Consider the following 16,605-nt stretch of genomic DNA (forward strand, 5'->3'; position numbering starts at 1 on the left):
CGGGACAATCAAGCCATTGGACAGACCCACGGGGAGGAACCGTGTCCGGATTCGTAGAAAAGCCCGAGCCCCTTCAGGTGCCGGGCCTGGTGCATCTGCACACCGGAAAGGTGCGCGAGCTGTACCAGAACGAGGCGGGCGACCTCGTGATGGTCGCCAGCGACCGCATGTCCGCCTACGACTGGGTGCTGCCCACGGAGATCCCCGACAAGGGCCGCATCCTCACCCAGCTCTCCCTGTGGTGGTTCGACCAGCTCGTCGACCTGGTCCCCAACCATGTGCTGAGCACCGAGCTGCCCGAGGGCGCCCCCGCCGACTGGCGCGGCCGCACCCTGGTGTGCAAGTCGCTGAAGATGGTCCCGGTGGAGTGCGTGGCCCGCGGCTACCTCACCGGCTCGGGCCTGCTCGAGTACAACGCCTCCCGCACGGTGTGCGGCCTCGCCCTGCCCGAGGGGCTGGTCGACGGCTCGGAGCTGCCCGCCCCGATCTTCACCCCGGCCACCAAGGCCGAGGTCGGCGAGCACGACGAGAACGTCTCCTACGAGGAGGTCGCCCGCCAGGTCGGCGCCGACACCGCCGCCCAGCTGCGCCAGGCCACCCTCGCCGTGTACGCCCGGGCCCGCGACATCGCCCGGGACCGGGGGATCATCCTCGCCGACACCAAGTTCGAGTTCGGCTTCGAGGGCGAGCAGCTGGTCATCGCCGACGAGGTGCTCACCCCGGACTCCTCGCGCTTCTGGCCGGCCGACCAGTGGCAGCCGGGCCGCACCCAGCCGTCGTACGACAAGCAGTTCGTGCGCAACTGGCTCACCTCGGCCGAGTCCGGCTGGGACCGCACGAGCGAGCAGCCGCCGCCGGAGCTGCCCGAGCAGGTGGTCGAGGCCACCCGCGCCAAGTACGTCGAGGCGTACGAGCGCCTGACCGGCGTGCGCTGGAGCTGACGCGCCCCGCCCCCGGTGAGAACCGGGGGCACCCCCGGGCCGGACGGCCTCCGCTGGGCCGGGACGGCGGGGGCGCCGTCGGGAAACGCAAGAAGCCCCCGGCGGGAACCGGGGGCTTCTTCCACAGAGCGGACGACGAGGCTCGAACTCGCGACCTCAACCTTGGCAAGGTTGCGCTCTACCAACTGAGCTACGTCCGCAGTGCGCCGTGGCGCGAGAGCAACTATACCCAACCTCGCTCGCGTGCGAGACGCACTGCCGCATGCCGGTTCTCCGCCCCCAGTTTGGTCACGGCGGAGGAGAGGTAGTTCCGCACGGTTCCGGGCGACAGTGCGGCCCGCTCGGCGATCTCCGTGACGGGAGCCCCGTCGGCGGCGAGTTCGAGCACCTCGGCCTCCCGGGCGGTCAGCGGCGAGTCCCCGGAGGAGATCGCGTCGGCCGCCAACTCCGGGTCCACATAGCGGTTTCCCGCGTGCACGGTACGGATGATCTCGGCGAGCCGCTGGGCGCTGACCGTCTTCGGCACGAAGCCGCGCACCCCGGCCGCGAGGGCACGCTTCAGATGCCCGGGACGGCCGTGACTGGTGACGATCAGTACCCGGCAACCCGGCAGTTCGGCCCGCAGGGATGTGGCGACCTTCACACCGTCGGCCCCCGGCATCTGCAGATCCAGCACCGCCACATCGGGCTCGTGGGCCCGCGCCATCGCCAGCGCCTCCGGTCCGCTCGCCGCCTCCGCGACCACCACGAGGTCGTCCTCCAGCGCGAGCAGCGCGGCCAGCGCACCCCGGATGAGGTGCTCGTCGTCCGCGAGCAGCACCCGCACGCTCACGCCACGACCCCCTCGACCGCTGCCGGCGCCGGGGACGCCGACCCCTGCCCGGACGTAAGCGGCACCTCGGCCACCACCCGGAACGTCCCGCCCTCGGCCGGCCCCGCCGCCAGCGCCCCGCCGACCTCCGCGAGCCGCTCCCGCAGCCCGGCGAGCCCTGAACCGCCCACCTCGCCACGCACGGCGCCCGCGCCGTCGTTCTCCACCGTCAGCACCACACGCCCCTCCGACACCTCAACAGCCACCGAGCACCACCCGGCGTCCCCGTGCCGCAGCACGTTCGTCGTCGCCTCACGCACCACCCAGGCGAGCGCCGACTGCACCCCGGCCGGCAGCCCGCGCACCGCGCCGGACACCTCGCACGCGATCCCGGCGGCCGCCAACACGCCCTGCGCGCCGGCCAGTTCCACGCCCAGGTCGGCCTCCCGGTAACCGCGCACGACCTCCCGCACCTCCCGCTGCGACTCCTGCGCGATCCGCTGGACCTCGATCATCTGCTCCACGGCCTCCGGCCGGCCTCGCCGCGCCAGCTGCACCGCCAGCTCGCTCTTGAGCGCGATCACCGCGAGGTTGCGCCCCATCACGTCGTGCAGGTCCCGCCCGAACCGCAGCCGTTCCTCGGCGACGGCGAGCCGTGCCTCGATGTCCCGGGACCGCTCGGCCTCCCACAGCACGGACAGGGTCCAGGCGCCGCAGCGGCAGGCGGCCAGGGAGAACAGGAGGCTGAAGGCGACCAGGCAGCCGTCCAGCAGGACGTCGACACCGGTGCCGCCCGTGAGGACGCACGCGATCAGGCAGACCGCCCCGAGCGCGGCGCCGTGCAGCAGGAACCTCCGCGGCGGCACCCAGAGGGCGTACACGACGCCGAACGCCATCAGGACGGCGCCGAGCAGCAGCCGGCCGCTGAACGACGGGACGGAGCCGGTGCCGCGAAGCACCTCGATGAGCACCACACCCACCGCGAGCAGCACGGCCGGGCCGGCCAGCCGACGCCCCGGCAGGGCGCGGCGCCCCAGGTAGTGGTCGAGTGCGGGGCGGGTGAGCAGGTTGCCCCACACACATTGCGCCACGCCGACCAGGCCCAGGAGGCCGCCCAGGGCCAGGGACACGGTGTCATGGCGCAGATCTCCGGCGAGGGGCAGCATCATCCAGGTCCCGGTGAACGCCCAGATGCTGATGTACCAGCTCACCAGGGACTGCAGCTCGACCCGTTCCGCCTTGCTCCGCTCCCGCCAGTGGCGTCGTTGCCACCCCCGTATCCGGCCCAGCACCGCTTCCCCCTGTCCGTTGCCCGGCGTGCTGTGTGCCGCGGCTCCCCGTCCTTGCCCGGCTCCCTGTCCCCTGCCCGGCGTGCTCAGCGCCGCGGTTCCCACCGGAACCACCGGCGTACAGCAAACACCGCGACGACGATCCAGGCCAGTGCGGTCGCGACGGCGCCCAGCGCCTCGTGCGCCGAGAGCCCGCCGGTCCAGCCGCCGCGGATGAGCGTCATCACCGGGCTCAGCGGCAGCAGTTCGCACACCGACGCCACCCGGTCCGGGAACAGCTCCAGCGGGACCATCATCCCGGAGCCGGCCATGGACGCCACGATCAGCGGCAGCGAGGTGACCTGGGCGCTCTCCACCGACCGCGAGAAGCTCGCGGTGAGCGCGGCGAGCGCGGCGCACAGCACCAGTCCCGCCAGCAGCCCCAGAACCGCCAGATGCGGCGCCTTGGGGGCGTGCACATGGAGTACGGCCGTGCAGCCCGCCACCAGCACCAGTGACTGCACCAGTCCCGTCAGCACGGCCGGCAGCGAGGCCCCGGCGAGGATCTCCGCGTCCCGTAGCTCGCCGGTGCGCAGTCGCTTGAGCACCAGCTCCTCGCGCCGGGAGGCGAGGACACCGACCAGCCCGGCGTAGACGGCGAACAGCAGCGAGAAGCCGATCGCGGCGGGCAGCACGGCGAGTCCGACGTTCAGACCGGCGCTCGCGAGGTCCATGTCCTTGACCGTGGACCGGACGGTGGCCGGCATCACCAGCGGCACGAACAAGGCGGTGACGATCACGCCCTTGCTCCGCCCGAGGAGCGTCAGCTCGGCCCGTGCCAGTGCCGCCATCCGGCCCGTGGGGGAGGTGGTCGTCGTGCTGCTCACGCCGCGTACTCCTCGGTCCTCGATCCGGCTGCCTCCCGGGCGATCCCCAGGAAGGCCTCTTCCAGCGAGGCCGACCGCACATCCAGCCGGCCCAGCTCCACCCGCGCCCCACGGGCCCACACCAGCAGTTCGGTGGCCGTGCGCTGCAGCTCGCGGGTGCGCAGCCGGACGACCCGGCCGTTCACCTCGTACCCGCACACCCCGAGACCGGGCAGTGCCGGCAGATCGCCGAGGACGTACCCCTCGGGCAGTTCGAAGGTGATCCGCGACGGCTGTGCCGCGGTCACCTCGGCCGGGGTACCGGCGGCCGCGATACGCCCGTCGTGCAGGATCGCCAGCCGGTCGGCGAGATCCTCGGCCTCTTCCAGGTAGTGCGTGGTCAGCAGGACCGTCGTGCCGGTGTCGCGCAGCGCCCGGACCAGGTCCCAGGTCTCCCGGCGACCCTCGGCGTCCAGACCGGTCGTCGGCTCGTCCAGGAACAGCACCTCGGGATGGCCGAGCAGGGCGAGCGCCAGATCGAGCCGGCGTCGTTCGCCGCCGGAGAGCTGCTTCACCCGCACCGCGGCCCGGCCGGTCAGCCCCACAAGGGTCAGCGCCTCGTCCACGGGCCGGGCCCCGCTCACACATCCCGCCCACATCCGTGCCGTCTCGGCGACGGTGAGTTCGGAGGGGAAACCGCCCTCCTGCAGCATCACGCCGGTGCGCGGCCGTACGGCGGCGCGTTCGGTGTACGGGTCATGGCCGAAGACGCGCACTCGACCGCCGGAGGGCCGGGCGAGTCCCTCCAGCAGCTCGACGGTGGACGTCTTGCCGGCGCCGTTGGTGCCGAGCAGCGCGAAGACCTCCCCGCGTTTCACGTGAAACGTGATGCCGCACACCGCCTGGAAGCCGCCCCCGTACACACGCCGGAGGTCGGTGACCTCAATCACGTGTTCTTTCGTGTCCATGACTTCAGCGTCCCGGTGCGCCGAAGCGTCCGGCAGTGCGCGCTGTCATCACTGCTCATGACAAATGTCAGAAAGAGCGGGAAAACACGAAGAAGACCCCGGTCCCAAGAGGACCGGGGTCTCATTCCCGAGCGGACGACGAGGCTCGAACTCGCGACCTCAACCTTGGCAAGGTTGCGCTCTACCAACTGAGCTACGTCCGCATTGCGGCCGACCGGCTCCCACCGATCGGTGCGTGCACCAGCTTACCTGATCCACATGTGTGGTCATGACGGCGATGCAGAGCGGGTGACAGGAATCGCACACTGCGCCTTCCCCCTGGAAGGGGGATGTTCTACTACTGAACTACACCCGCACAGCCGGTATGAGCTGGGCCTTTCGGCTTTCGCCCCGCGGCGTGCTCAGACTTTAGCCGACCGGGAGGGGTGCAGCGCAAGTCGGCTTCCCGCAGGGCCGGCTGACCGGGCGTCGGGCGTGGTGGCGTGCGGGGCGTCGGAGGCCTCTCGGCAGCACCGCCGTCCCCGGCGCGGTGCCGGCCGGCCGGGGACCCGGCCGGCCGGAGGCAGCGCCGGACGGTTGCGGAACCAGATCCACCGGCAGGCGACGGACCGGCTGCGGAACCGGTCGCCGGGGCGGCGCCGGGCCGCTGCGGCCCCGCACCGCCGCCCAGCGCGCGCGCCGCCTCAGCGGGCCGCCGCGAACGCCTCGTAGACCTTCTTCGGGATCCGGCCGCGGGCCGGGACGTCCATCTTGTTGGCCTGGGCCCAGGCCCGCACGGCCGCCGGGTCGGGGGCGACCTCGGTCTGCTGGTACGCCTTGCCGGACCGCGAGCGCTTGCGGCCGGCCTCCACGTAGGGCGCGAGCGCCTTGCGCAGTTTCTTGGCGTTGGTTTCGTTCAGGTCGATCTCGTACGACTTGCCGTCGAGTCCGAAGGCGACCGTTTCCGCCGCTTCCGAGCCGTCCATGTCGTCAAAGAGCGTGACCACGACCTTCTGCGCCACGAATATCGGTCCCTTCTGCGGCACCTTGATACAGCTCATCTGCGATGACGTGCCGAGTATCGGTTATCGGTATTTCATTTGTACAGGGCGTGCCATTGGAAAGTGAAGCCCGACTAAATCGCCCCGCGTGTCCCGGCGCAATAGGTGCCGCGAGCCGATCCGGGATCTTTCCCAGAACTTTTCGCGACCGTACCCGGCCGCTACCGCAGCGTGATGGCGGTCACGTAGTTTCCTACAACTCTACTCGCGTAGAAATTTTGTGCGGGTAGTCTGAAGGAACCTGCTCAGCACCACACACCGGGAGTGCCAGTGGCACGCGTCGTAGTCGACGTCATGCTCAAGCCGGAGATCCTCGACCCCCAGGGCCAGGCGGTCCAGCGTGCGCTGCCGCGCCTGGGATTCGAAGGGATCTCGGACGTCCGTCAGGGAAAGCGATTCGAACTGGAAGTTGAGGGCCCGGTCGACGAGGCCGCCCTCGCCCGCATTCACGATCTTGCGGAGTCCTTCCTCGCCAACACCGTGATCGAGGACTTCACCGTCAAGGTCGAGGAAGTCGCGGAGGCGGCGAAGTGACCGCTCGTATCGGCGTCGTCACTTTCCCGGGATCTCTGGACGACCGGGACACGCAGCGCGCGATCCGCCTCGCGGGCGCCGAACCCGTCGCCCTGTGGCACAAGGACAAGGACCTCCACCAGGTCGACGCCGTGGTGCTGTGCGGTGGTTTCTCCTACGGCGACTATCTGCGCGCCGGCGCCATCGCCCGGTTCTCGCCGGTCATGGAGACCGTGATCGAGCAGGCGAAGGCCGGCATGCCGGTCCTCGGTATCTGCAACGGCTTCCAGATCCTCACCGAGGCCCACCTCCTCCCGGGCGCGATGCTCGGCAACGACCACCTCCACTTCATCTGCCGCGACCAGAAGCTGCGGGTGGAGAACGCGGAGACCTCCTGGACCAGCGACTACAGCGCCGGTCAGGAGATCCACATCCCGCTGAAGAACATGGACGGCCGGTACGTCGCCGACGAGTACACCCTCGACAAGCTCGAGGCGGAGGGCCGTGTCGCCTTTCGGTATGTCGACTTCAACCCGAACGGCTCCCTGCGGGACATCGCCGGCATCACCAACGAGGCCGGCAACGTCGTCGGCCTGATGCCGCACCCCGAGCACGCCGTCGAGCCGCTGATCGGCACCGGCCGCACCGACGGTCTCCCGTTCTTCACCTCGATCCTCAAGAAGCTGGTCAACGCATGAGCCGGACGCCTCTGGACACGGTCGAGCACGCGGCCGCGACCCCCGACGTCGAGCTGCCCTGGGCCGAACTCGGCCTGAAGAAGGACGAGTACGAGCGCGTGGTCGAGATCCTCGGCCGCCGGCCCACCGGCGCCGAGCTCGCCATGTACTCGGTCATGTGGTCCGAGCACTGCTCGTACAAGTCCTCCAAGGTCCACCTCCGCCAGTTCGGCGAGAAGGCCCCCGAGAGCGACGCCCTGCTGGTCGGCATCGGCGAGAACGCCGGTGTGGTCGACGTCGGCCAGGGCTACGCGGTCACCTTCAAGGTCGAGTCGCACAACCACCCGTCGTACGTGGAGCCCTACCAGGGCGCCGCGACCGGCGTCGGCGGCATCGTCCGCGACATCATCGCGATGGGCGCCCGCCCGGTCGCGGTCGTGGACCCGCTGCGCTTCGGGGCGGCCGACCACCCCGACACCAAGCGTGTCCTGCCCGGCGTGGTCGCCGGTATCGGCGGCTACGGCAACTGCCTCGGCCTGCCCAACATCGGCGGCGAGGTCGTCTTCGACGCCTGCTACCAGGGCAATCCGCTGGTCAACGCCGGTGCCATCGGTGTGATGCGGCACGAGGACATCCACCTGGCCAAGGCGTCCGGCGCCGGCAACAAGGTCATCATGTACGGCGCCCGCACGGGTGGTGACGGCATCGGCGGCGCGTCCATCCTCGCCTCCGAGACCTTCGACGACGCGAAGCCCTCGAAGCGCCCGGCCGTCCAGGTGGGTGACCCATTCCAGGAGAAGCTGCTCATCGAGTGCACCCTGGAGGCGTTCAAGGAGAAGCTGGTCGTCGGTATCCAGGACCTGGGTGCGGCCGGAATCTCCTGCGCCACCACCGAGCTGGCGTCCAACGGCTCCGGCGGCATGCGCGTCACCCTCGACGACGTACCCCTGCGCGACTCGACGCTCTCGCCCGAGGAAATCCTCATGAGCGAGTCGCAGGAACGCATGTGCGCGGTCGTCGAGCCGGAGAAGGTCGACCGCTTCCTCGAGATCTGCGAGAAGTGGGACGTCATCGCCACGGTCATCGGTGAGGTCACCGACGGCGACCGTCTGGAGATCTTCTGGCACGGCCAGAAGATCGTCGACGTCGACCCGCGCACGGTCGCCCACGAGGGCCCGACCTACGAGCGTCCCTACGCCCGCCCGTCCTGGCAGGACGAGCTGCAGGCCGACGATGCCAACAAGCTGCCGCGCCCGGCGACTTCGGAGGAGCTGCGCGACCAGGTCCTGAAGCTGGTCGCCTCCCCGAACCAGGCGTCGAAAAAGTGGATCACGTCCCAGTACGACCACTTCGTGCAGGGCAACACCGTCCTCGCCCAGCCCGAGGACTCCGGCATGATCCGTATCGACGAGGAGACCGGCCTCGGCGTGGCCATCGCCACGGACGGCAACGGCCGGTACGCCAAGCTCGACCCGTACACGGGCGCGCAGCTGGCCCTCGCCGAGGCCTACCGCAACGTCGCCACGACCGGCGCGAAGCCGCTCGCGGTGTCGGACTGCCTGAACTTCGGCTCGCCCGAGGACCCGGCGGTCATGTGGCAGTTCGCCGAGGCCGTGCGCGGTCTGGCCGACGGCTGCCAGCAGCTCGGCACGCCGGTGACCGGCGGCAACGTCTCGCTGTACAACCAGACCGGCGAGGCCGCCATCCACCCGACCCCGGTCGTGGCGGTCCTCGGCGTGATCGACGATGTGGCCCGCCGTACGCCGGTCGCCTTCCGGGAAGAGGGCCAGCTCCTCTACCTGCTCGGCGACACGCGTGAGGAGTTCGGCGGTTCGGCCTGGTCGCAGGTGATCCACGACCACCTGGGCGGGCTGCCCCCGAAGGTGGACCTGGAGCGCGAGCGCCTGCTCGCCGAGATCCTGATCTCCGCCTCCCGTGACGGCATGATCGACTCCGCGCACGACCTGTCCGACGGCGGTCTGATCCAGGCCGTGGTCGAGTCGGCGCTGCTCGGGGACAAGGGCGCCCGTCTGATCGTCCCGGACGGTCTGGACGCGTTCACCTTCCTGTTCTCCGAGTCGGCGGGCCGCGCGATCGTCGCGGTGCCGCGCTCGGAGGAGGTCCGCTTCAACGACATGTGCGGTGCCCGCGGTCTGCCGGCCACGCGCATCGGCGTCGTGGACGGTGACACCGTCGAGCTCCAGGGCGAGTTCGAGCTGTCCCTGGAGGACCTGCGCACGGCCCACGAGGAGACGATCCCGGCACTGCTGAAGTAACGCCGGTCGTACGACCCCGAAGGCCCCGCCCGCATGCGTCGGGCGGGGCCTTCGCGCTCCCTGGCACCGGCGACGAGCCGAGGCGAAAACGGCCTGAGCGCACACACCGTGAAGGCATAGGCTCACCGCCATGCCCACGGCGAAGAAGCGCACCCGGACCTACGACCCGGCCAAGATCCGTACCGCCGTCCACGCCCAGTTCGGGCACGTACGCGAGGCGGTGCGCACCCTCACCCCCGAGCAACTTCGGGCGCCCACCCGGCTCGGCGAGTGGACCGTGCGGGACCTGGTGGCCCACCTCGGGATGACGCTGCGCGCGGCCACCCGGCTGCTCGGCCTGCCGGCGCCCACCGGCCCGCAGGGGGCGCTGCTCGACTGGCCGTTCGCCATCGCCGCCGAGGCGCCCGACATCGCCGGGTACGCCCGCCGGCTCGCCGAGGAGCACCCGGACCTCGACGCCTACCTCGCCGCCACCGAGGAGCGCTTCGCCGCCGACCTCGCCGCCCACCCCGGCACCCGGCTGCTGGACACCAGCGCCGGGCCGCTGACCCTCGACGACTACCTCGTCACCCGTACCGTCGAGTTGATCGTCCACACCGACGACCTGAACGCCGCGGTACCGGGTCTCGACGTGCCCTTCGACAAACAGGCATTGGCCACGTGCACCCGGCTGCTCGCCGACGCCCTCGCCGCGAAGGCGCCCGGCGGTGCCACCGAGGTGCGGATCCCGCCGTACGCGGTCGTGCAGTGCGTCGAGGGGCCCCGGCACACCCGCGGCACCCCGCCCAACGTGGTTGAGACCGACCCGCTCACCTGGATCCGGCTCGCGACCGGGCGGCTGGAGTGGAAGGACGCCGTCGAGGCGGCCAAGGTCAGCGCGAGCGGGGAGCGGGCCGACCTGAGCGGGCTGCTGCCGTTGCTGGCGTGACGGAACCGGTTACTTCCGCGCCCCGTCACACCGGTATGAACAGGCACAAACCGCGCATGGTTCTCCTGGCCGCCGCCGCGCTCGTCCCGCTGATGGCGGCCTGCGGCACCGACCACGCGGGACAGGCCGGCAGGGGCACGGTCAGCCCCGAACCGCCAGTCACCGGCACCGACTGGCGCATCGACAGCATCGCCACGCACGCCGGCACCGACCGCCCCAAGGGCACCGTGCATCTCAGCTTCGACGCGGCGACCGGCAAGGCCGGCGGCCGCCTCGGCTGCAACCACTTCAGCGCCACCGCCACCGTGCGCGACGGGCGTATCACCCTGGGGTCCCCGACCACCACCCGAATGATGTGCGACGCCTCACTCATGCGCACCGAGCGGACCCTGCTCGACGTCTTCAACAGCACCCTCAAGTACCGCGTCGAGCACCGCACCCTCACGCTGACCTGCGCAAACGGAACGATCATCCAAGCCGTCGCACGGAAGTGATCCGTAGGGTCCGCACATCCCCAATTCGGACCAGTGGTCGATCTCGCCTACACTCGGAGGCGTGCCACGTGGTGACGGTCGACTCAATCACGATCTGCTTCCCGGCGAAAAAGGCCCCCAGGACGCTTGCGGCGTCTTCGGCGTCTGGGCTCCCGGTGAAGAGGTCGCAAAGCTCACGTACTTCGGGCTCTACGCCCTCCAGCACCGGGGTCAGGAATCCGCGGGAATCGCGGTCAGCAACGGCTCCCAGATCCTCGTCTTCAAGGACATGGGCCTGGTCTCCCAGGTCTTCGACGAGACCTCGCTCGGTTCGCTCCAGGGTCATATCGCGGTCGGACACGCCCGCTACTCGACCACCGGCGCCTCCGTGTGGGAGAACGCCCAGCCGACGTTCCGTGCCACGGCGCACGGCTCGATCGCACTCGGCCACAACGGCAACCTGGTCAACACCGCGCAGCTCGCGGAGATGGTCGCCGACCTGCCGAGCGACAACAACAGCCGCTCCACCCGGGTCGCGGCCACCAACGACACCGACCTGCTGACGGCCCTGCTGGCCGCCCAGGTCGACGAGGACGGCAAGCCGCTGACCATCGAGGAGGCCGCGCACGTCGTCCTCCCGAAGGTGCAGGGCGCCTTCAGCCTCGTCTTCATGGACGAGCACACCCTCTACGCCGGCCGTGACCCGCAAGGCATCCGCCCGCTGGTCCTGGGCCGCCTGGAGCGCGGCTGGGTGGTCGCCTCCGAGTCCGCCGCCCTCGACATCTGCGGCGCCAGTTATGTGCGCGAGATCGAGCCGGGCGAGTTCGTCGCCATCGACGAGAACGGCCTGCGCACCTCGCGATTCGCGGAAGCAAAGCCCAAGGGCTGTGTCTTCGAGTACGTGTACCTGGCCCGCCCGGACACCGACATCGCCGGCCGGAACGTGTACCTCTCCCGCGTCGAGATGGGCCGCCGTCTCGCCAAGGAGGCACCCGCCGAGGCCGACCTGGTGATAGCGACGCCGGAATCCGGCACCCCGGCCGCCATCGGCTACGCGGAGGCCTCCGGCATCCCGTTCGGCGCCGGCCTGGTGAAGAACGCCTACGTCGGCCGGACCTTCATCCAGCCCTCGCAGACCATCCGCCAGCTCGGCATCCGCCTGAAGCTGAACCCGCTCAAGGAAGTCATCAAGGGCAAGCGGCTGGTCGTCGTCGACGACTCGATCGTCCGCGGCAACACCCAGCGGGCCCTGGTGCGCATGCTGCGCGAGGCCGGCGCCGCCGAGGTCCACATCCGGATCTCCTCGCCGCCCGTGAAGTGGCCCTGTTTCTTCGGCATCGACTTCGCCACGCGCGCTGAGCTGATCGCCAACGGCATGACCATCGACGAGATCGGCACCTCGCTCGGCGCCGACTCGCTGGCGTACATCTCCATCGACGGCATGATCGAGGCGACCACCATCGCCAAGCCGAACCTGTGCCGCGCCTGCTTCGACGGGGAGTACCCGATGGAGCTGCCCGACCCGGAGCTGCTCGGCAAGCAGCTGCTGGAGACCGAGCTGGCCGCCGGCCCCGCCGCCACGGCCGCCGCCGACGCCATCCGCCGCCCGTAGGGCGCCGCATCACCTGCCGTACGACACGAAAGTTCTCCTCACCATGTCTGAGACAACTGGTGCCTCCTACGCGGCTGCCGGCGTCGACATCGAAGCGGGCGACCGCGCCGTCGAGCTGATGAAGGAGTGGGTGAAGAAGACGCAGCGCCCCGAGGTCCTCGGCGGCCTCGGCGGTTTCGCCGGCCTCTTCGACGCCTCCGCCCTCAAGCGCTACGAGCGGCCCCTGCTCGCCTCCGCCACCGACGGCGTGGGCACGAAGGTCGACATCGCCCGCCAGATGGGTGTCTACGACACCATCGGCCACGACCTGGTCGCCATGGTCATGGACGACATCGTGGTGTGCGGCGCCGAGCCGCTGTTCATGACCGACTACATCTGCGTCGGCAAGGTCCACCCCGAGCGGGTCGCCGCGATCGTCAAGGGCATCGCGGAGGGCTGTGTGCTGGCCGGCTGCGCCCTGGTGGGCGGCGAGACGGCCGAACACCCCGGCCTGCTCGGCGAGGACGACTTCGACGTCGCGGGCGCCGGTACGGGCGTGGTGGAGGCCGACCGGCTGCTCGGCCCGGATCGCATCCGCACGGGTGACGCCGTCATCGCCATGGCGTCCTCCGGGCTTCACTCGAACGGGTACTCGCTGGTGCGGCACGTCCTGCTGAACCAGGCCGGTCTGTCCCTGGACGCCCGGATCGAGGAGCTCGGCCGCACCCTCGGTGAGGAGCTGCTGGAGCCCACCAAGATCTATTCGCTGGACTGCCTGGCGCTCATCCGGACCGCCGAGGTGCACGCCTACAGCCACATCACCGGCGGCGGCCTCGCCGCGAACCTCGCCCGGGTGATCCCGGACACGCTGCACGCCGTGGTCGACCGCTCCACCTGGACGCCGGACCCGATCTTCGACCTCGTCGGCCGCACCGGCAAGGTGGAGCGGCTGGAGCTGGAGAAGACGCTGAACATGGGCGTCGGCATGATGGCGATCGTCCCGCAGGAGTCGGTGGACGTGGCCCTGGCCACGCTGGCCGACCGCGACGTGGAGGCATGGGTCGCCGGCGAGATCACCGACCGCGGCGAGCACACCACCGGCGCGGAGCTGGTCGGCGACTACGCGTGACGCCCGGCCCCTGGGGACCCCGCCGCTCGCAGAGCGTGGGGTCCGTCAGGGGCGGCAGCCCGCGGTACGGCAGCACGAAACCCGGTCCGGAGCAGGACCCCGGACCGGGTGAGACGGCTGATGCCGCGCAGCCTTACGCGCCGCGACGGTGCCGCGAGGACTGGTCGTCCTCGTCCTCCTCGTCGTCGTCCTCATAGAGGTCGGCGTACCGGGAGTACAGGTCATCGTCGTCGTGCTCATCGTCCTCGAAACGGTCGCCGTTCGGCGGCGACGGATTCGATGTCGATGCGCCCAGCTCCTCGGCCAGGCGTGTGAGGTCAGTCCCACCGCTGTTGTACTTCAGCTGGCGGGCGACCTTCGTCTGCTTGGCCTTGGCCCGGCCGCGCCCCATGGCTCGACCCCCTCAACGACGGGGCTCGACGGCCCCAGAGTCTGACACGCGTTCATGTTCCGGCACGGACTCTCCGCAGAGAGGCCGGTCCGTAGGGCTTCCACGGTACCTGAGCCCGCGCCCATACGGTACGTCGCCCGCAGCACGCGCGTGTGCACAGGACCACCGAGGCGCCCCGTCCTCGCTGGTCAATGGCGATTTTAACCACTTATCCGAGGACGACCCGCCGGTGGAAGTGAGAGTTCTCTCGAAGTCCCCACCGGCAGGTACCGCACGAACCCGTGCGCTCGTCGTACGGCGAGCGGTACGGAACGTCAGCGTCCGCGCTTGGCGGCGGCGGCCTCGGCCATCCGCTGCTCGGCGATCCGGTCGGCCGCCGCGGCCGGCGGAATGCCGTCTTCCTTCGCACGTGCGAATATGGCCAGCGTGGTGTCGAAGATCTTCGCGGCCTTCGCCTTGCACCGGTCGAAGTCGAAGCCGTGCAGCTCGTCGGCGACCTGGATGACCCCGCCCGCGTTCACCACGTAGTCCGGCGCGTAGAGGATCCCGCGGTCGGCGAGGTCCTTCTCCACCCCCGGGTGGGCGAGCTGGTTGTTCGCGGCGCCGCAGACGACGCGCGCGGTCAGCACCGGCACGCTGTCGTCGTTCAGCGCCCCGCCGAGCGCGCAGGGGGCGTAGATGTCCAGGCCCTCGGTCCGGATCAGCGCCTCGGTGTCGGCGACGGCGCTGACGCCCTCCGGGTGCCGGTCGAGGATGCGGCGCACGGCGTCCTCGCGGACATCGGTGATGACGACCTCGGCGCCCTCCGCCCGCAGGTGCTCCACCAGGTGGTGGCCGACCTTGCCGACACCGGCGATGCCGACCTTGCGGCCGCGCAGCGACGGGTCGCCCCACAGGGTCTGCGCGGAGGCGCGCATGCCCTGGTAGACACCGAAGGCGGTGAGCACGGAGGAGTCGCCGGCGCCGCCGTTCTCCGGGGAGCGGCCGGTGGTCCAGCGGCACTCGCGGGCCACGACGTCCATGTCGGCGACGTAGGTGCCGACATCGCAGGCGGTGACGTACCGGCCGCCGAGCGAGGCGACCATGCGACCGTAGGCGAGCAGCAGCTCCTCGGTCTTGTCCCGCTCCGGGTCACCGATGATCACGGCCTTGCCGCCGCCGTGGTCGAGCCCGGCCATGGCGTTCTTGTACGACATGCCACGCGCGAGGTTGAGGGCGTCGGCGACGGCCTCCTCCTCGGTGGCGTACGGGTAGAAGCGCGTACCGCCGAGCGCGGGGCCCAGCGCGGTGGAGTGGAGGGCGATGACGGCCTTCAGGCCGCTCGCACGGTCCTGGCAGAGCACGACCTGCTCATGGCCGCCCTGGTCCGAGTGGAACAGGGTGTGCAGTACACCAACAGGTGCGCCGGTTACGTCGGTCACGGTGGTGACTCCTGAGTAAATAGCGGCGAGTGACGCGGGGCTCCATGGGGGTGGCGGGGCCCCGTGGCATGAGGGTAGAGCCTGCCACCGGCCACGCGCCGTGCAGTGCCGCAGATCACCTTCTCAGGGAGTACGTGCACGTACGCGCGTGCGCGGCCGTGCGACGATTTGCATGGATTTCCCGCAGGGTGTGGGTGCGGGCCCGGCAGGTTTCCGCAGCGGCCCGCGGGGGAGGGAGCAGGCGTGCCCAAGGTGTCCTCGGTGATCGTCCCGTATGCGGCGTATCTGCGGGTGTACGAGCCGCTGGCCGCCTTCCCGGAGCCGGAGCGCGGCCACTGGACGCGCTACGCCCGTCGCGCCGAGCGCCCCTCCTACCAGGACGAACTGCGCCGCTCGCTGGCCGACCTGCTGCCCACCCCGCCCGTCGCGGTGCCGGTGCACGAGAGCGACGACGCCTTCGTGCTGGAGGTGGACGGCGTGGTGTGCGTGTGCCCTTGGCGGACCCGGCTGCGCGGCTGGCAGGCGCTGGCCGACCTCGGCGAGGAACTGCCGAAGCCGGTGCTGGAGGCCGTCCTGCCCGAGGTGGTGCGCCGCCAGGCCGCCCAGGACTACGAGCGCTGGCGGGAGCGCAACCCCGACGCGAGGCCGTGGATCCGTACGGCGACCTGGCAGGTGCCGCTGAACTGGTTCGTGCTGGTCTCCGACGAGGAGCGGGAGTACGACAAGGGCTCCGCCGACCTGGCCCCGGTGCTGCGCTACCGCACGCCCATGGTGCAGGCCCGGCGCCGGGTGGCCCGGGCGCTGCGCACGCTGAAGGACACCATGGACGAGGGGCCGCTGGTCGAGGGCGTCGTGGACGTGGGGCGCTGGCTGGAGGAGTTCCATCCGCGCTCCCTGGTGGAGCTCGACTACGGCGGCCTGGTGCACGCGCTGCCCGCGGGGGCACTGGAGGACGATCACTCGGCGGCGGACGTGGCCGAGGGGATCGCGGCGCTGCGGCGCGGGGACGGGGTGGCGGCCGGCGCGGCCTACGGGCGGCTGGTGGAGCGCTGGCGGTCGGTGCGCGACCTGCGTTCGGCGAACTGACATATCGCCAGACGCGTGACAGCCCTGTGACGGAGGATCCGACAGAGGTTCGAGTGGAGTGATGTGCGTCACGGCCGTGACGCCGGTCACCGCGTACGGTCTACGCACCGGACGGACTCCGCACTACGCGAGTTGACGGGACGTAGACCCCGATCCGGGCGTTTGCGTCAAGCGTGACAGACCGCACGTACACGCCCCTTGCGCCCGTTACCCGCCCTCGTGCCAA

At 70.7% G+C, this 16,605-nt stretch carries 16 protein-coding genes and 3 tRNA genes; 9 read left to right on the forward strand and 10 right to left on the reverse strand.

From position 1 onward, the window contains the following. Positions 1-41 precede the first annotated feature (41 nt). Positions 42-941 carry a phosphoribosylaminoimidazolesuccinocarboxamide synthase gene (locus ACZ67Q_RS17600; RefSeq protein WP_471182576.1) on the forward strand — a complete coding sequence of 300 codons (900 nt, stop codon included), beginning with the start codon at positions 42-44 and terminating at the stop codon, positions 939-941. 127 nt (positions 942-1,068) lie between these two features. On the opposite strand, the gene ACZ67Q_RS17605 is transcribed toward ACZ67Q_RS17600, so the two are convergent. The 8 genes from ACZ67Q_RS17605 to ACZ67Q_RS17640 all read right to left on the reverse strand — a co-directional run bounded on the left by ACZ67Q_RS17605 (position 1,069) and on the right by ACZ67Q_RS17640 (position 5,855). After that, a tRNA-Gly gene (locus ACZ67Q_RS17605) sits at positions 1,069-1,141 on the reverse strand. Between the two features lie 23 nt (positions 1,142-1,164). Then, positions 1,165-1,767 (reverse strand): response regulator transcription factor, encoded by a 603-nt coding sequence (locus ACZ67Q_RS17610; protein ID WP_361636328.1) that lies wholly within the window; start codon positions 1,765-1,767, stop codon positions 1,165-1,167. A gap of 2 nt (positions 1,768-1,769) precedes the next feature. Continuing rightward, positions 1,770-3,044, reverse strand: a complete 1,275-nt coding sequence (locus ACZ67Q_RS17615; RefSeq protein ID WP_471182579.1) for a sensor histidine kinase — start codon at positions 3,042-3,044, stop codon at positions 1,770-1,772. An 83-nt stretch (positions 3,045-3,127) separates the two neighbouring features. Then, a complete protein-coding gene (locus tag ACZ67Q_RS17620) occupies positions 3,128-3,871 on the reverse strand; it encodes an ABC transporter permease (RefSeq protein ID WP_471182728.1) in 744 nt (247 codons plus the stop codon). A gap of 32 nt (positions 3,872-3,903) precedes the next feature. After that, the gene (locus ACZ67Q_RS17625) at positions 3,904-4,854 is read right to left on the reverse strand and encodes an ABC transporter ATP-binding protein (RefSeq protein WP_471182582.1); all 951 of its coding nucleotides are present in this window, start codon (positions 4,852-4,854) and stop codon (positions 3,904-3,906) included. A 130-nt stretch (positions 4,855-4,984) separates the two neighbouring features. Beyond that, positions 4,985-5,057, reverse strand: a tRNA-Gly gene (locus tag ACZ67Q_RS17630). An 80-nt stretch (positions 5,058-5,137) separates the two neighbouring features. Further along, positions 5,138-5,209, reverse strand: a tRNA-Gly gene (locus ACZ67Q_RS17635). 328 nt (positions 5,210-5,537) lie between these two features. Next, positions 5,538-5,855 carry a histone-like nucleoid-structuring protein Lsr2 gene (locus ACZ67Q_RS17640; protein ID WP_361636330.1) on the reverse strand — a complete coding sequence of 106 codons (318 nt, stop codon included), beginning with the start codon at positions 5,853-5,855 and terminating at the stop codon, positions 5,538-5,540. A gap of 309 nt (positions 5,856-6,164) precedes the next feature. On the opposite strand from ACZ67Q_RS17640, the gene purS reads away from it, so the two are divergent. The 7 genes from purS to purM all read left to right on the forward strand — a co-directional run bounded on the left by purS (position 6,165) and on the right by purM (position 13,481). Beyond that, a complete protein-coding gene (gene purS / locus ACZ67Q_RS17645; protein ID WP_103783996.1) occupies positions 6,165-6,428 on the forward strand; it encodes a phosphoribosylformylglycinamidine synthase subunit PurS in 264 nt (87 codons plus the stop codon). Next, complete coding sequence (gene purQ, locus ACZ67Q_RS17650) at positions 6,425-7,105, forward strand: phosphoribosylformylglycinamidine synthase subunit PurQ (protein ID WP_471182585.1); 681 nt, start codon at positions 6,425-6,427, stop codon at positions 7,103-7,105. Before purS ends, purQ begins: the two co-directional genes overlap by 4 nt. Beyond that, entirely contained in the window at positions 7,102-9,360 is a 2,259-nt protein-coding gene (purL, locus tag ACZ67Q_RS17655) for a phosphoribosylformylglycinamidine synthase subunit PurL (RefSeq protein WP_471182588.1), read from the forward strand. Before purQ ends, purL begins: the two co-directional genes overlap by 4 nt. A gap of 130 nt (positions 9,361-9,490) precedes the next feature. Next, a complete protein-coding gene (locus ACZ67Q_RS17660) occupies positions 9,491-10,288 on the forward strand; it encodes a maleylpyruvate isomerase family mycothiol-dependent enzyme (RefSeq protein ID WP_471182590.1) in 798 nt (265 codons plus the stop codon). 56 nt (positions 10,289-10,344) lie between these two features. Then, entirely contained in the window at positions 10,345-10,782 is a 438-nt protein-coding gene (locus ACZ67Q_RS17665; protein ID WP_471182593.1) for an META domain-containing protein, read from the forward strand. A 61-nt stretch (positions 10,783-10,843) separates the two neighbouring features. Next, positions 10,844-12,373, forward strand: coding sequence for an amidophosphoribosyltransferase (gene purF / locus ACZ67Q_RS17670; RefSeq protein WP_471182595.1), 1,530 nt, complete (start codon positions 10,844-10,846; stop codon positions 12,371-12,373). Between the two features lie 43 nt (positions 12,374-12,416). After that, positions 12,417-13,481 (forward strand): phosphoribosylformylglycinamidine cyclo-ligase, encoded by a 1,065-nt coding sequence (gene purM / locus ACZ67Q_RS17675; protein WP_471182598.1) that lies wholly within the window; start codon positions 12,417-12,419, stop codon positions 13,479-13,481. Positions 13,482-13,614: 133 nt separating this feature from the next. Here purM and ACZ67Q_RS17680 read toward each other — a convergent pair whose 3' ends face one another. Both ACZ67Q_RS17680 and ACZ67Q_RS17685 read right to left on the reverse strand, forming a co-directional pair. Then, positions 13,615-13,872 carry a DUF3073 domain-containing protein gene (locus ACZ67Q_RS17680; protein WP_471182601.1) on the reverse strand — a complete coding sequence of 86 codons (258 nt, stop codon included), beginning with the start codon at positions 13,870-13,872 and terminating at the stop codon, positions 13,615-13,617. Positions 13,873-14,186: 314 nt separating this feature from the next. Continuing rightward, positions 14,187-15,293, reverse strand: coding sequence for a Leu/Phe/Val dehydrogenase (locus ACZ67Q_RS17685; RefSeq protein WP_361636271.1), 1,107 nt, complete (start codon positions 15,291-15,293; stop codon positions 14,187-14,189). A 243-nt stretch (positions 15,294-15,536) separates the two neighbouring features. Here ACZ67Q_RS17685 and ACZ67Q_RS17690 point away from each other — a divergent pair, with 243 nt between their 5' ends. Then, a complete protein-coding gene (locus tag ACZ67Q_RS17690) occupies positions 15,537-16,379 on the forward strand; it encodes a DUF8083 family protein (protein ID WP_471182603.1) in 843 nt (280 codons plus the stop codon). Positions 16,380-16,605 lie beyond the last annotated feature (226 nt).

The sequence above is a fragment of the Streptomyces sp. NPDC036813 genome, from assembly GCF_055609245.1.

Coding starts and splice junctions, on each gene's coding strand:
- ACZ67Q_RS17620 (WP_471182728.1), bottom strand. CDS start 3,871: ATGGCGGCACTGGCACGGGCCGAGCTGACGCTCCTCGGGCGGAGCAAG.
- ACZ67Q_RS17625 (WP_471182582.1), bottom strand. CDS start 4,854: ATGGACACGAAAGAACACGTGATTGAGGTCACCGACCTCCGGCGTGTG.
- purL (WP_471182588.1), top strand. CDS start 7,102: ATGAGCCGGACGCCTCTGGACACGGTCGAGCACGCGGCCGCGACCCCC.
- ACZ67Q_RS17660 (WP_471182590.1), top strand. CDS start 9,491: ATGCCCACGGCGAAGAAGCGCACCCGGACCTACGACCCGGCCAAGATC.
- ACZ67Q_RS17665 (WP_471182593.1), top strand. CDS start 10,345: ATGGTTCTCCTGGCCGCCGCCGCGCTCGTCCCGCTGATGGCGGCCTGC.
- purM (WP_471182598.1), top strand. CDS start 12,417: ATGTCTGAGACAACTGGTGCCTCCTACGCGGCTGCCGGCGTCGACATC.
- ACZ67Q_RS17680 (WP_471182601.1), bottom strand. CDS start 13,872: ATGGGGCGCGGCCGGGCCAAGGCCAAGCAGACGAAGGTCGCCCGCCAG.